This window comes from Anaerobutyricum hallii DSM 3353 (assembly GCF_000173975.1).
Lineage (GTDB): Bacteria > Bacillota > Clostridia > Lachnospirales > Lachnospiraceae > Anaerobutyricum > Anaerobutyricum hallii.
In genome coordinates, this window is record NZ_ACEP01000109.1 from 1 (window position 1) to 15,037 (window position 15,037).

Consider the following 15,037-nt stretch of genomic DNA (forward strand, 5'->3'; position numbering starts at 1 on the left):
TCATAATGTCGTGCAAGTGCACATAATTCAATTAACTCTGCCAAAATCTCTAATTTTAATAATACATCATCTGTTGAACAGGCATACTTATACACGTTAAAAAATAACTGTTGGGTAATTTTGAAATCATTAAAGTCATCTTTAGTTAACTTATAATTTACACTTTTAACTTGTTGCTTGTTTTTGTATATAATTCCCATATTTAATTGTAAACGTGTATCCCAATACGGAGGAAAATCTCTGTACAATTTTTTTATACTTTTATATAAACCTAATGCATCATCAAATTTAGTTAGTTCCCTGTAAATAGCGCCCAGTTCAAGAGCTGTTTTGCAGATCTTATCTGGAACAGAAAATTTAATTTGATTTTGAAGAACTTTTTGTAAAGTGTTAACTGCCTCAACAAGTTTCCCTTCATATCTTAATAGTATAGCATATAAAAAGTTTATATCATCACATAAACTTATATTGGAATCAGATGATAGAAGTAATTTTTTCGCATTTATGCAATATATTTGTGCATCTTTTAAAACATCATTTTCAAATTTATATGAAAAGGTATACCAATATTTAGCATTAATAAATTCAAAAAAGGCCTGATCCTTCTGTGAATTCATTATATATGTTGGTTGTATAACTAGCGGCCGAAGTTCGTTTAAAGTTGAGTTAGAAAAGAAACTATGTTTATCTATTCTAGTATTAAGAATATCTAAAATAAGTTGCAAAATATACTTATGACAGTTCAAACCTATATTATAATCAATTTTTTGAAATAAAATACTCCAATGATTTTCTATTGAACTATTTTCATTTAGTAATAACGCATTCTCGATAATACAATTATTTAACAAACTATGGTTTTTAGATATGAATTTTATTAATGTTTCAAAATAATATTCTTGATTTAGTTCTTTTTGAAATAGTAAATAATCTTTTAACGCTAATGACAATATATGCATATTGATTTGCTTTTCTAATATATTACAGCAGAAATCTTCTGGATATTCTATCTTCATTAAATATTGGGTTAAAAAAATCTGTTCGTATACATCATGCGAAAAATTTATTTCTTTGGTTACCCTTTTATATGTTAAAATTCCTGCCTCAGCAAATAAATTCACATCTTTTATAATTATCTTTTCCTCTAAATTTAACCGTTTAGCAATATTTTTTATATATACGTTCTCGTCAATATACTGATATTTTGACAAAATTATTTCATTAATTACTACTACCAATTCGTCTTGGTGTGTATTATTCTCCGATATTTTCTGTAATAATATTTTGTACCACCTAGATATCAATTCTCCAAAATTATTTTCATTTAAATTGGAAAACGAAGTAAATGCATCTGCAAAAAGCTTAATATAAATAGGCATTTGTAAAATTCCAGAAAACTCATCATATAATGTAGTAATCACTTCTTGACTTTGATTTGTAGAATCCATTAAAAATTTAACTGCCTGATCTTTTGAAAAAGGGCTAATTTCATAGGTAAGCGAAATTTCTCTATTAGGTAATATTGTAGGGAAAAAAATGCCTTCTCTAGGTTCCACAGCATGATTATCATTTAATTGCATATAGACATCTTTTCTAAGTGATAGTATCATTTTTATATTATTATATTTATGTGTTGATAGTTTCTCAACAAAACATATTAGCTGATTATATATATTTTGTAAAAAATCAAAAGTATTTGGAATTTCATTAATTGCATCATAAACTAAAAGCAGAGTTTTCTTTCGGCAACAAAAAAGTTCATTTATCTCCTGTAATTTTAAAGGTTCACTCAGCCAGTCAGAAAAAGACTGAAGTCCATTTTTCGTCAACTGATTTTTACCGGAGAATGGAAGAATTAAATATTCATCTGATGCTTGTAGGTTTTTTATCCAATGAGCGAGAGCTGTCGTTTTTCCACTTCCACTTACGCCTGTAATTATTAAACCTGAGTTATCGGATACTATAAATCTTTTTAAAATTTCAACTGTGTCAGGTAATATAAAATTATTAAATTGAACTGCTGATAAAAACTCTTCTGTTAATGTATTAGCTCTGTTATAAAACTCGTCATATAAACTAGTAAGACGATTATTTTCTAAGTCTACTTCATAATAAATATATATATCAGGTTTTATATAATATGTTCGGGATTTACCTACTAGTTCACGTGTTTGAGCCTTCATTATATTACGAAAATATCCCTCTAACACATTATCATCCTGGGGAGTCATATTCTCAAAAAAAATCTTGGTTGAGGTAGAACTATACTTGATTTCTTTACAATAATTTTCCAAAATTAATTTTATTCTATGCGATGTTGAAATTATATCTTTTTTCTCACAAGTTGTTTTTTGAAAAAGTAATATTTGCTGAATCAAGATAAATAATGATTGCATTTTAGAAAACATGCCTTTTTTTAAAACATAATAAAAAAGTTTAGTTGAATCGACAGTTATAGATATTTCAAAAAACTTTTCTTTTTCAATAATTTCTTTTTCAGCCAAAAGCTCTTTTAATATACTCCAGAAATTATCGTCAGGTTGAGGAATGTTTTGCAAATATCTATATTTTTCTTTAATAATATATATATATTGATCAACACAAATAGGATATCCTTGTATTTGCGAAAAAATTGTTAATGCAGTAGCAAGTAATAGTGCTTCTATTTCATTTGTAATATCATTTTGAAAATCAAGTTTATCCTGTAAAACCGTAATTAATATTGATAACAAAGTTGTAGAGTCCACACAAAAATAAGGTTCCTTGACTGTCCATATATACTCTTTTAAAATTTCATCTTCTATTTTGAGTAAATTAGAAAAGACTATCGATGCACGTTCGCTTGTGGAAATTATATTATATAAAGAACTTTTCTTCCATAATTTTAGACTTTTAATCTCTTGTTTAGGTACTTCTTGTAATTTACTTTCTATGAATGGAAATAAAACATTAAAATCTCCTTTTTCTCCATTAATAAAATTATACTCTGAATTTCGTGTCTTCATCCAGGTATCAATACTGCCATTTGAATACTGATCATATAAATCAGGCTTTTCAGGACTTACCCAAAATGCACAATGTGCTTTTGATGTATTTAAAGCGTTCATAATACCAATATCCTGACCTCTATAACCTACAACTATTACAATTCCTTTTGTTAAAGAATGAATGACCGCTTCAATTTCAGGAGATAATCGTCGTAATTCATCTGGGGCAAAACGAAGATTTCCATGTTGAAAATCACCATGAGCTTTAACAAAATTAATGGAAAAATTATCATCAGAAAAAGATTCTTTTTTTAAACCATCAATAAATGTTCTATGAGGAATGTCCTTTAAAATCTCATCAATCAAAGGATCAAAATTTGTAGTAATTATATTCTTTATATAGCCTGTTTTAATTAGGTTTCGAATTGCCAAATATCCCTTAGAAGGCTCTAGATTCTTAAAATAAGGTGCTAATAAATCTATTCTATCCTGTTCACCTTGACCCGTCCAAACATTATTTACAAATAAAGAATATAATTCTGTCCATGTATCGGGAAGATCCTGATCTTCTTTTAAATGCTTTTTAACTATGTCTTTTACAATTCCTTCTGTTGAAATATCATCAGATGAACTTCTTAAAGAACATCCAGCACCAATAATTACAGTAACTCCTTCTGTTTCAGAATTATAATAACTTTTTAGCTGTTGAATTAATTTTCTTAATATAGTATCTGAATTATACATTCTGCCTCCATTACGTAAAAATTTCTTTCTATAGATAATTAAGTATTATCCATCATTAAAATTGTGCTAGACTTACAAAAAAGGCTTTGGAGGATACAAATATGAAATTACAGGAAACGATAAACATGTATTTGGAATATTGCGAATATAGAAAAGAGTTAGATTGGAACACATTGAAAGCATATAGAATTGATTTACGTCAGTTTGTAGAATTTATAGAGGGAGAGGAACCTTCGAAAGAAAAAATAGAAAGATATATTACTTATTTGCATAAAAAATATAAACAGAAAACGGTTAAACGAAAAATTGCATCTCTGAAAGTTTTTTATGCATATTTAGAAGAGGAAGAGATAATTGAAGAAAATCCAATGAGGCGTGTACATACAAAGTTTAAGGAAGAACGTGTATTGCCAAGAATTATTCCTCGGGAGGAAATAGAAAAATTACTTAATTGTATGTATAAAGAACTGAGAGAGTCGGAAAAGAATCAGCGATTTATTTTACGGGATGTAGCAGTTGTTGAAGTCTTTTTTGCTACGGGAGCAAGGGTTTATGAAATAGCAAATATAAGGATTGAGAATATTAATTTGGAATCTGGAGTAATACGATTTATGGGGAAAGGGGGAAAAGAGAGGATTGTTCAAATTGGAGAAGAATCAGTTATAGAACTTTTAAATAGATATTATACGGAAAACAAAGAAGAGATTCATGCGTGTGGATATTTTTTTATAAATAAGAGAAAGAGTAGATTTACAGAGCAGTCCATTAGGCTAATGCTGAAAAAATATACAAAGCAGGCTAAAATTGAACGTAATATTACTCCTCATATGTTTCGCCATTCGTTTGCGACATATTTGATTGAAGAAGGAGTGGATATCAGTTGTGTACAACAAATTTTAGGGCATAGTTCTATTAAAACAACACAAATATATATACATGTTTCCTCTCAAAAGCAGGCAGATATATTAAGAGAGATGCATCCGAGAAATAAAATGCAGATAAGGGCTGCGTAAGTATTTTATTTTTCATTTTTCAGTAACTATAGAGAAGGTGGAAGGAGAGAAATTTATGGTATCATCAAATGATTATACAATATTTAAATTTGGTGGTAGTTCTTTGAAAAATGAAGAATATGGGATAAAAATGATGATGCAATATTTCCCTGATTATTTTACAGAAGGGGAGTTAAAGCAAAATTTAGAGCGATATAATTTACATAGAATGTTTCAAATAGTAAAGAAATATTTTGTTAAGGAGTATGGTTATACCGGTACGGAAGTGGAATTGCGAAACAATTACCAAAAGTCTATTAACAGCTATATATATAATGATGAAAAAAATCCAATTTTTGTACATATAGATGAACTATTTGAATCTACCGTTATAGGTTTTTTGATGGCGATGTTTAAGTGGTCTAAAGATTTTTCTAATCTTGATATTTATGGAAAGTGCTTTAAATATATTTTATATTTGTTAAATGATGTATGTATATTTGGAGAAATGCAGGAGGCAGAGGCGAACAGGGCGTTAATGGATACGTTAAATGGAGATATTCAAATACTTCAACTTGCAGAGGATTATTATAAGCAATTTGCCAACAAATCTAAAGTTTTACATTAGCTAATTAAGAATGTAGAATCAGTGCCCTACATCCTTAAATTAGCTAATGAAATACATAACCTATTACACGTTATAAAACTCCTTATACCATTCCGCAAAATGTCTAAGTCCCGTTCTCAAGCTTGTATCCGGTTTGAATCCATAATCTCTTTCAAGTGCGCTTGTATCTGCAAATGTTACAGGTACGTCACCTGGCTGCATAGCAACGAGTTCTTTGTGTGCTTCGAAGTCATAATCGGCAGGGAGTACTTCTGCGCGGATTAATTCTTCCTGAAGGATTGTGACAAAGTCTAAGAGGTTTTCTGGATTACTGTTTCCGATATTGTATACAGCATAAGGTGGAATTGGTAGTCCGTCTTCTCCATTTTTCTTTTCAGGTGCACCCTGCATAACGCGTTTTACGCCTTCTACGATATCATCAACGTAAGTGAAGTCACGTTTACAGTTACCGTAGTTGAAGATCTGGATAGTTTCTCCTTTAAGAAGTTTATTTGTGAATCCAAAGTATGCCATGTCTGGTCTGCCGGCTGGTCCGTATACGGTGAAGAAGCGGAGACCGGTAGATGGAATGTTATAAAGTTTGCTGTATGCGTGAGCCATCAGTTCGTTTGATTTCTTTGTGGCTGCGTAGAGGGATACAGGATTATCTACTTTATCTTCTGTGCTGTATGGAACTTTTTTGTTTGTTCCATAGACGGAGGAAGAGGATGCATATACGAGATGATCTACGCCTTCTTCTCCGTTGTCATAGGAATGACGGCAGGCTTCGAGAATGTTGTAGAAGCCAATCATATTGGACTGGATGTATGCATCTGGATTAGTGATGGAGTAGCGTACACCAGCTTGTGCTCCGAGGTTTACAACGATATCTGGTTTATGTTCAGCAAAGATTTTATCAATGATTGCTTTGTTGGCAAGGTCATCTTTGTAGAAGACGTAAGTGGAATCATTGTGTTCAGCAACACATTTTTCAATTTCTTTTAAACGCCATTCTTTAATGTTGACATCATAGTAGTCATTCATGTTGTCCAGTCCGATGATGTGGATTGGAGATTGTGTTCGTAAAAGTTCGAGAACAAGGTTACTGCCAATAAAGCCGGCAGAACCTGTAACGAAAACGGTTTTATTTTTTAAATCGATGTGATTCATTTTATTTTCTCCATTGTTATTTCTTGCATATCTTAATTATTGCTTTTTGACGGGTAAGTACCGGATTTCTGAGTATCTATTATTGCCACTATATTTTTTTGCCACTTCTCTGATAGGAAGCGTTAGATACATCAACATTTGCTTTTTATTAATCTCTTTTGAAAATATCTCTTGTGTATACTTTATCTTTTACGTCATCAAGACAAGAATCGTAGCGGTTTGCAATAATTGCCTGACTGTTCTTTTTGAATTTCTTTAAGTCATTTACGACTTCAGAACCATAGAATGTTTCGCCATTCTTTAAAGTTGGTTCATAGATGATTACTTTGGCACCTTTTGCTTTGATTCTCTTCATAACACCCTGGATAGAAGACTGACGGAAGTTATCGGAATTACTCTTCATGGTAAGACGGAATACACCGATGATTTTTTCACCCTCTTTACTTGGATCCCAGGAGCTGTTTGCTTCATATGCACCGGCCATATTTAGTACCTGGTCAGCAATAAAGTCTTTTCTTGTCCGGTTGCTTTCTACGATGGCAGAAATCATATTCTGTGGCACATCATTGAAGTTTGCTAAAAGCTGTTTGGTGTCTTTTGGTAAGCAATATCCGCCGTATCCAAAGCTTGGGTTGTTGTAGTGAGTACCGATACGTGGGTCAAGACATACACCGTTAATGATTTCCTGTGTATTTAAGCCTTTTGATTCTGCGTATGTATCGAGTTCGTTGAAGTAAGATACACGGAGTGCAAGATAAGTGTTGGCAAAGAGTTTAACAGCTTCTGCTTCTGTGAATCCCATGAAAAGAGTATCAATGTTTTCTTTGATAGCACCCTGCTGAAGAAGTTTGGCAAATGTTTCAGCTTTTTCTCTTGATTCTTCATCACAGGATACAATGATTCTTGATGGATAGAGGTTATCGTAAAGGGCTTTTGATTCGCGTAAGAATTCTGGGCTGAAGATGATGTTCTTTGTGTTGTATTTTTCCCTTACAGATGCAGTATATCCAACTGGGATTGTTGATTTAATAATCATAGTTGCATTTGGATTTACCTTTAATACAAGTTCAATAACGGCTTCTACAGCAGAACAGTCAAAGAAGTTTTTCTTGCTGTCATAGTTGGTTGGAGCTGCAATAACAACAAAGTCAGCGTTTTTGTATGCTTCTTCACCATCAAGTGTAGCAGTAAGATCAAGTTCCTTTTCTGCGAGATACATTTCAATGTAATCGTCCTGAATAGGGGACTTTCTGTTGTTAATAAGATCTACTTTTTCTGGAATGATATCAACTGCTGTTACGTGATTGTGCTGGGAAAGAAGGGTAGCAATGGAAAGTCCTACATAACCAGTACCGGCAACAGCAATATTGTACTTTTTATCAAGAACTGGCTTGCTGGATGTTACTTTGTCATCTTCGAACAAATCAACTACTTCAAAGTTAAGCACTTCAGCAATAGATTGAAGCTGGTCGATAGATGGTGTGTAGTCACAGCTTTCTAAACGGCTAATCATGCCTCGGTTGATGCCGGTCATTTCTGCAAGCTGTGCCTGAGTGAGTTTCTGTTCTTTTCTCTTGGCAATAATGGTGTCTGCCATTTTGGTAATGGATAATTTTTTCATGTTTTTCTCCTATTGTTATTAAGACGCTCTCAAAATTAAGTATAAAAAGGTTTCGAGAGTACATATGATTGTGTTTTATATAGTAGTTATTTTTGTTAGCGATTAAAACGCTTAGTATAATAGCAGTTATAAATGAAAATGTCAATTAAAATGAAAAAATAGAAAGAAAAAACATAAAAAATGGAATTGGGTGTTATTTAAAATAGAATTTGTTGTGGCATTTAGAGTTTTGAACGAGTTACTTAAAATAAAATGGAATTTACAGGGAAAATAAATAAAAAATGGTTGAATTGAGAGGCCGAAAATGATAAGATAAAACGAAAACATATGAAAGTAAATATTTTTTTAGAGTAATGACAATGGATAAAAGTATTTTTAATAAATATATAAAGGAGAATACTTTTACGCTTCCAAATAAGTTAAGGGATAATTGTTTGAGGACACAATGGATTTATATCAGATTTTTATAGAACATAACCGGCCGTGGAGTAGTTTTGAGATTATATGCTATTTTATCATGTTAATATTGTTATTTTTTGTTTATATTTTTTTGTATAAATGTGGTAAAGTAAATAGAGTCCAGATTATTGCAGGGCTTTTATTATTTACTTATTATTGTATTGTTTTAGAATCAACAGTATTTACAAGGAAAAATCAAGGATATCATGCATATGAATTAGAAGTATTCTGGTCATGGAAAGACGTGATTTTCTATCATAGCAGGGAAATGCTTAAAGAGAATCTTTTGAATATTGCATTGCTTCTCCCATTTGGTTTATTGCTTCCATTTCCTTTTTATAAAAGATTAAGATGGTGGCAGGGACTTGCTATGGGGTTAATAGCATCAGCAGTTATAGAAGTTTTGCAGCTTGTATTATGTCGAGGACTTTTTGAGTTTGATGATATGATACACAATGGATTTGGATGTATGTTGGGGAGTATGCTTGCAGGGTTACTCTTTCAAAAATTAATAAATAGTAACTTACAAACAGAGTAAAAATGAAGATACTTGGGGAGAAAATATGGGAAAATATTTTGGAACTGACGGCTTCCGTGGGGAAGCAAATGTGAATTTAACAGTAGACCATGCACGTAAAGTAGGTCGCTTTTTAGGCTGGTATTACGGACAGTTAAAGAAGCAGGCTGGTGATGATGCACCGGCTAAGATTGTCATCGGTAAGGATACCCGCCGTTCAAGCTATATGTTTGAGTATGCACTGGTTGCGGGACTTACAGCATCTGGTGCGGATGCGTATCTTTTGCATGTAACAACAACGCCATCAGTGGCTTATGTGGCAAGAACAGAAGATTTTGATTGTGGTATCATGATTTCTGCCAGCCATAATCCATACTATGATAATGGTATCAAGCTGATTAATGGCAATGGAGAGAAGATGGATGAGGCTACAATTCATCTTGTAGAAGCATATCTTGATGGCGAGTTAGAAGTGTTTGGTCAGAAGTATGAAGAAATTCCTTTTGCGCATAGGGATGCAATCGGATGTACGGTGGATTATGCAGCAGGACGTAATCGTTATATGGGATATCTTATCTCTCTTGGTTTGTATTCTTTTAAGGGAATGAAGGTTGGGCTGGATTGTGCAAATGGTAGTTCCTGGAATATGGCAAAGCAGATTTTTGACAGTCTTGGAGCAAAGACTTATATTATTAATGCAGAGCCAGATGGAACAAATATTAACAGAGATGCAGGTTCCACACATATTGAAGGACTACAGAAATATGTGGTAGAGAATGGATTAGATGTTGGATTTGCCTACGATGGAGATGCAGACCGTTGTCTGTGTGTAGATGAAAAGGGAAATGTCGTAGATGGAGATGCGATTCTTTATATCTACGGAAGATATATGAAGGAAAGAGGTAAGCTGCTTACCAATACAGTTGTGACGACAGTTATGTCGAATTTTGGACTTTATAAAGCCTTTGATGAGCTGGGAATTGGCTATGCCAAGACAGCAGTTGGAGATAAATATGTATATGAATATATGACAAAGAACGGATGCCGTATCGGAGGAGAGCAGTCCGGTCATATCATTTTTTCAAAGTATGTATCAACGGGGGATGGAATTCTTACCAGCCTGAAGATGATGGAAGTTATGATGGCTAAAAAGAAAAAGATGAGCCAGCTTACAGAGGATTTACATATTTATCCGCAGGTTCTGGTCAATGTAAAGGTAAAAGATAAGGCAGTGGCACAGGCAGATGAAGATGTGCAGGCTGCTGTAAATAAAGTTGCCAAAGCATTGGGAGATACCGGAAGAATCCTTGTTCGTGAATCCGGAACAGAACCATTAATTCGTGTCATGGTAGAGGCAGAGACGGAAGAAATCTGTCATACATATGTGGACGAAGTTGTTGCTGTCATCAATGAAAAAGAAGCAACCAGATAACAGTCAGAGAAAGGAATTAAAAGTATGTGTGGAATTGTTGGATTTACAGGAGCACAGCAGGCAGCTCCGATTTTATTAGATGGCCTGTCCAAGTTAGAGTACCGTGGATATGATTCTGCCGGAATCGCAGTACGCGATGGAGAGAATGAAACAGAGGTAGTGAAGGCAAAAGGCCGTTTAAAAGCCCTCGCAGAGAAGACAGATAACGGAACAGCCGTAAAAGGAAGCTGTGGTATTGGTCATACCAGATGGGCGACACACGGAGAACCATCTGAGAACAATGCACATCCGCATAAAAGTGATGACGGCAATGTAGTAGCTGTACATAACGGAATTATCGAAAACTATTTAGAATTAAAAGAAAAACTAACTCGCAAAGGATATGTATTTTATTCTGAGACAGATACCGAAGTTGCAGTAAAGTTAATAGATTACTACTACAAAAAGTATGAAGGAACACCAATCGATGCGATTAATCATGCAATGGTTCGTATTCGTGGTTCTTATGCACTTGCTGTAATGTTTAAGGATTATCCGGAAGAAATCTATGTTTCAAGAAAAGACAGCCCAATGATTCTTGGAATCGAAGATGGAGAGTCCTACATCGCATCCGATGTACCAGCTATCTTAAAGTATACAAGAAATGTATACTACATCGGAAACATGGAACTTGCCTGTGTAAGAAAGGGAGAGATTACTTTCTATAACCTTGACGGCGAAGAAATCGAAAAAGAATTAAAGACGATCGAATGGGATGCAGAAGCAGCAGAAAAAGCAGGCTTTGAACATTTCATGATGAAAGAGATCCATGAACAGCCAAAAGTAGTGGGTGATACATTAAATTCTGTATTAAAGGATGGACAGTTTGATTTGTCTTCTGTTGGACTTTCCGAAGAAGAAATCAAAGATATCAGCCAGATTTACATCGTAGCCTGCGGCTCTGCTTACCATGTAGGAATTGCAGCCCAGTATGTAATCGAAGACCTTGCTAAGATTCCTGTTCGTGTAGAACTTGGTTCCGAGTTCCGTTACAGAAATCCATTATTAGATCCAAAAGGTCTTGTAATCGTAATCAGCCAGTCAGGAGAAACAGCAGACAGCCTTGCAGCACTCAGAGAGTCCAAAGAAAAAGGTGTCCGCACAATGGCAATCGTAAATGTAGTCGGTTCCTCTATCGCCAGAGAAGCAGACTCCGTATTCTATACACTTGCCGGACCGGAAATTGCCGTAGCAACAACAAAAGCCTACAGCACACAGCTCATGGCAACCTACATACTTGCCCTTCAGTTCGCAAAAGTACGTGGAGAAATCTCTGATGAAACATATAAAAATATGATTGCCGAATTACAGACAATCCCAGACAAGATCGCCAAGATTCTCGAAGACAAAGAACGCATCCAGTGGTTCGCATCCAAACAGGCAAACGCACATGATGTCTTCTTCGTAGGACGAGGAATCGACTATGCCATTTGTATGGAAGGAAGCTTAAAGATGAAAGAAATCAGCTACATCCACTCAGAAGCATATGCAGCTGGCGAATTAAAACATGGTACAATCTCCCTCATCGAAGATGATATCCTCGTAGTCGGCGTACTCACACAGCCAGACCTCTACGAGAAAACCATCTCCAACATGGTAGAATGCCGTAGCCGTGGCGCATACCTTATGGGGCTCACAACCTTTGGACAGTATAACATCGAAGACAGTACAGACTTCGCTGTATACATCCCGAAAATCGACCCACACTTTGCAACATCCCTTGCTGTAATCCCATTACAGCTGTTAGGATACTACATCAGTGTAGCTAAGGGATTGGATGTAGATAAGCCACGTAACCTGGCGAAGAGTGTGACGGTGGAGTAAATTTATTTCTGCTTATGTAGATTGTCAAAGAGAAACTTTAAAGGCAGACGAATTTGTTTTATAAGAATTCATGGGTATAGTACAAAGGGTGCATTTCAGTTTTCAGATTTGTGCTATAATGTTTTTAAAGTGGAACAATAGAAGAAGTCATCTATTATTGGATATAGATATTACTAAAAACAAAGAAGTGAAAAATAAAATAAAAAACAGAGGATAGCCATCGGAGCATTAGTTTGTAGGATGGCAGGGGATCCTCTGTTTTAGTTCTGAGACAATTGGATTCACATGGAAATAGGAGTTGAAAATGGCAGGAAGACCAAAAAAGAAACCAGAATATAATCCAGAACTTCAATTTAACAATTTTCTTCAAGAGTTAAGAGATGCCTATGAAGAAGCAGATTCCTTAAGATCACTGGCAGATGAGTTAAATATTAGTCTGCTTAAACTCCGTAAGCTACTTATTACTGCCGATGTATTCACATCAGATATATGTACAGAAATCAATGATCTGCATCAGTCAGGAAAAAAGATTCCGGAGATTATGAAACTCACGGGTCTTTCCAGAGCATCGGTTCATTCCTATCTGCCCTACATTAAGGGGCTTTATAATGCAGCAGAGATAAGTCTAAATGCGGAGCGATGCCGGACATATAAGAATAGACAAGAGCAGGTTCGGCTTCTACAGGAAATACCCTCAGAGGAAAATTTGTGGCAGGCTGTTATTGCATTTCAGGAGTATCCATTTAAAACGGCAACAGGATTACCGTTTCGGTATAAATTAAAGGTTGGCAAAAACGGAGAGTATAACAGAGAGCTGCTGATAGACCGGAGAGAGAAAAGTAAGAGCCTTGCCTGGAGTAGTGTGGTGCTGGCATTTGAAAATAGTAAGAGGATTTCAGAAGAAGTGAAGAAACCGAAGGCACTTGGAGATATTAGAGGAGTTTCATATATTTATCCGATACTATGGCGATTTGGCTTGATCCGAGTTCCGGAAGCAATAGAGAAGAAAATGGGAAAGCAGAGATAAATCCCTGCTTCATTGCCTACGAGTGATTGGATTAACATGAATATATTAAAGCGTTTCTCGTAAAATCGAAAATGCATCAATGATTCCTTGTTTGTAGGCAATCCGTATATATTCTATACGGAACTGATGCTGGTAATTGACAGCGAAAAACTGAGTCAGCAGATTCACGAAACAGAATCAGATTATATGGAAAAAAGCAAAGAGGTACTTGCAAACGGTCAGGAAACCGAAGGCGCAAAGTACCAGGGGAAAGTGTTGAATCGGAAAAAGAAGTTATACTACGGTGTGCTCAGGATTATCATTCGTCCTCTTCGGCAGCTGCTTTAGAATGTGTTTGAAAAATCATTCCCACAACCTGCACGCCCTGCTTTGCGGGAACTTCAGAGTTTGTATGAGAAAATAAAATTAATTTAAACGACAGGTAGGAATGCTGTTTCTGTGAGTATAAGAGTCTCATAAAACAGCATTCTTTTTATTTGTAATAAGCTAAACAGATATGGTATACTTATGCTTACAAAGTGATATGTGGGGAATAATACATGAGAAAAGTAGATAAGAACACGCAGGATATAGATTTTGTTATTACCTGGGTAGATGGAAATGACCTGGAATGGAAGAGAGAAAAGACTGCAAGGCTGGGACACACAGATATGGATATATCTGTAAATACGGATGATAGAAAAGAACGGTACAGAGATTGGGATAATCTCCGGTACTGGTTTCGCGGGATGGAGAAATATGCGCCATGGGTGAGAAAGGTTCATTTTGTCACATGGGGACATATTCCTCAATGGCTGAATACAAAACATCCGAAATTGAATATTGTCTGCCATGAAGATTTTATCCCTCAAAAATTTCTCCCTACATTTAATTCACATACGATTGAATGGAATTTCCATCGAATTCCAGGGTTAACAGAACAGTTTGTCTATTTTAATGATGATATGTTTCTGTTGAAACCCGTTTATATGGAAGATTTTTTTAAAGATGAAAAACCGATAGATATGTTAGCACTTCAGCCGGATGTAGCAAATGTGGATGATCCGACAATGCCATACATTTACTTAAATAATACAATGTTGCTGGCGAAGTATTTTGATAAACGCAGTAATATAAAGAAGCAGCCATGGGCATATTTTCATATAGGATATCCTCCGATGTATTTTCTGTACAATGTATTAGAACTGGCTTTTCAACGATTTACCGGGTTTTATACGGTACATGGACCGTCTCCTCTTAAGAAAAGTACTTATCAGAAATTATGGGAGCTGGAACCGGAATTATTGTCTGATGTATGCAGTCATCCGTTCAGACATAGGGAAGATGTGAGCCAGTATGTATTGCGGGAATATCAGAAACTGAGTGGAGAATTTGTTCCGGAGAATGTACAGAAAATATGCGGATATTATGATGCAGAGCAGACGAATGACAGATTAGTGCGAAGTATTCTCAGACAGAAAAAGAAAATAATCTGTATTAACGACAGTAATCATGAGATTGATTTTGAGAAAGTAAAAAAAGAAATTAATCAGGCTTTTGAACAGGTTTTTTCGGAAAAATCATCTTTTGAAAATAATATCTGAGAGATACTTGAGTTACGGAATTAAGATAAGAAAGG

At 34.8% G+C, this 15,037-nt stretch carries 12 protein-coding genes; 8 read left to right on the plus strand and 4 right to left on the minus strand.

Going from position 1 to position 15,037, the window contains the following annotated elements; genetic code table 11:
• On the minus strand, window positions 1-3,731 hold a 3,731-nt coding region (locus EUBHAL_RS11065), incomplete at its 3' end, for an SIR2 family protein (RefSeq protein WP_005349524.1).
• Window positions 3,732-3,832: 101 nt separating this feature from the next.
• On the opposite strand from EUBHAL_RS11065, the gene EUBHAL_RS11070 reads away from it, so the two are divergent.
• Together EUBHAL_RS11070 and EUBHAL_RS11075 are read left to right on the plus strand one after the other, a co-directional pair.
• Entirely contained in the window at window positions 3,833-4,744 is a 912-nt protein-coding gene (locus EUBHAL_RS11070) for a tyrosine-type recombinase/integrase (RefSeq protein WP_005349526.1), read from the plus strand.
• Window positions 4,745-4,799: 55 nt separating this feature from the next.
• Complete coding sequence (locus EUBHAL_RS11075; RefSeq protein ID WP_044923177.1) at window positions 4,800-5,351, plus strand: hypothetical protein; 552 nt, start codon at window positions 4,800-4,802, stop codon at window positions 5,349-5,351.
• 63 nt (window positions 5,352-5,414) lie between these two features.
• Here EUBHAL_RS11075 and EUBHAL_RS11080 read toward each other — a convergent pair whose 3' ends face one another.
• Both EUBHAL_RS11080 and EUBHAL_RS11085 read right to left on the minus strand, forming a co-directional pair.
• The gene (locus tag EUBHAL_RS11080) at window positions 5,415-6,500 is read right to left on the minus strand and encodes a GDP-mannose 4,6-dehydratase (RefSeq protein WP_005349529.1); all 1,086 of its coding nucleotides are present in this window, start codon (window positions 6,498-6,500) and stop codon (window positions 5,415-5,417) included.
• Window positions 6,501-6,648: 148 nt separating this feature from the next.
• Window positions 6,649-8,121 carry a nucleotide sugar dehydrogenase gene (locus EUBHAL_RS11085; protein WP_005349530.1) on the minus strand — a complete coding sequence of 491 codons (1,473 nt, stop codon included), beginning with the start codon at window positions 8,119-8,121 and terminating at the stop codon, window positions 6,649-6,651.
• Between the two features lie 445 nt (window positions 8,122-8,566).
• Here EUBHAL_RS11085 and EUBHAL_RS11090 point away from each other — a divergent pair, with 445 nt between their 5' ends.
• The 5 genes from EUBHAL_RS11090 (at window position 8,567) to EUBHAL_RS11110 (ending at window position 13,746) form a co-directional block, all read left to right on the plus strand.
• Window positions 8,567-9,118 (plus strand): VanZ family protein, encoded by a 552-nt coding sequence (locus EUBHAL_RS11090; RefSeq protein WP_005349531.1) that lies wholly within the window; start codon window positions 8,567-8,569, stop codon window positions 9,116-9,118.
• Window positions 9,119-9,143: 25 nt separating this feature from the next.
• Window positions 9,144-10,529, plus strand: coding sequence for a phosphoglucosamine mutase (gene glmM / locus EUBHAL_RS11095; RefSeq protein ID WP_005349532.1), 1,386 nt, complete (start codon window positions 9,144-9,146; stop codon window positions 10,527-10,529).
• A 24-nt stretch (window positions 10,530-10,553) separates the two neighbouring features.
• Window positions 10,554-12,392: a glutamine--fructose-6-phosphate transaminase (isomerizing) gene (gene glmS / locus EUBHAL_RS11100; protein ID WP_005349533.1), complete on the plus strand. Its 1,839-nt coding sequence runs from the start codon at window positions 10,554-10,556 to the stop codon at window positions 12,390-12,392.
• 304 nt (window positions 12,393-12,696) lie between these two features.
• On the plus strand, window positions 12,697-13,419 hold the full coding sequence (locus EUBHAL_RS11105) for a hypothetical protein (RefSeq protein WP_005349536.1): 723 nt from the start codon (window positions 12,697-12,699) through the stop codon (window positions 13,417-13,419).
• A 126-nt stretch (window positions 13,420-13,545) separates the two neighbouring features.
• Window positions 13,546-13,746 carry a phospholipase D-like domain-containing protein gene (locus EUBHAL_RS11110; protein ID WP_005349537.1) on the plus strand — a complete coding sequence of 67 codons (201 nt, stop codon included), beginning with the start codon at window positions 13,546-13,548 and terminating at the stop codon, window positions 13,744-13,746.
• Here EUBHAL_RS11110 and EUBHAL_RS17310 read toward each other — a convergent pair.
• Window positions 13,718-13,876, minus strand: coding sequence for a DUF6783 domain-containing protein (locus EUBHAL_RS17310; RefSeq protein WP_005349540.1), 159 nt, complete (start codon window positions 13,874-13,876; stop codon window positions 13,718-13,720). The genes EUBHAL_RS11110 and EUBHAL_RS17310 overlap by 29 nt on opposite strands.
• An 82-nt stretch (window positions 13,877-13,958) precedes the next feature.
• Here EUBHAL_RS17310 and EUBHAL_RS11115 point away from each other — a divergent pair, with 82 nt between their 5' ends.
• Window positions 13,959-15,002, plus strand: coding sequence for a Stealth CR1 domain-containing protein (locus EUBHAL_RS11115; RefSeq protein WP_005349541.1), 1,044 nt, complete (start codon window positions 13,959-13,961; stop codon window positions 15,000-15,002).
• The last annotated feature ends 35 nt before the right edge of the window (window positions 15,003-15,037 follow it).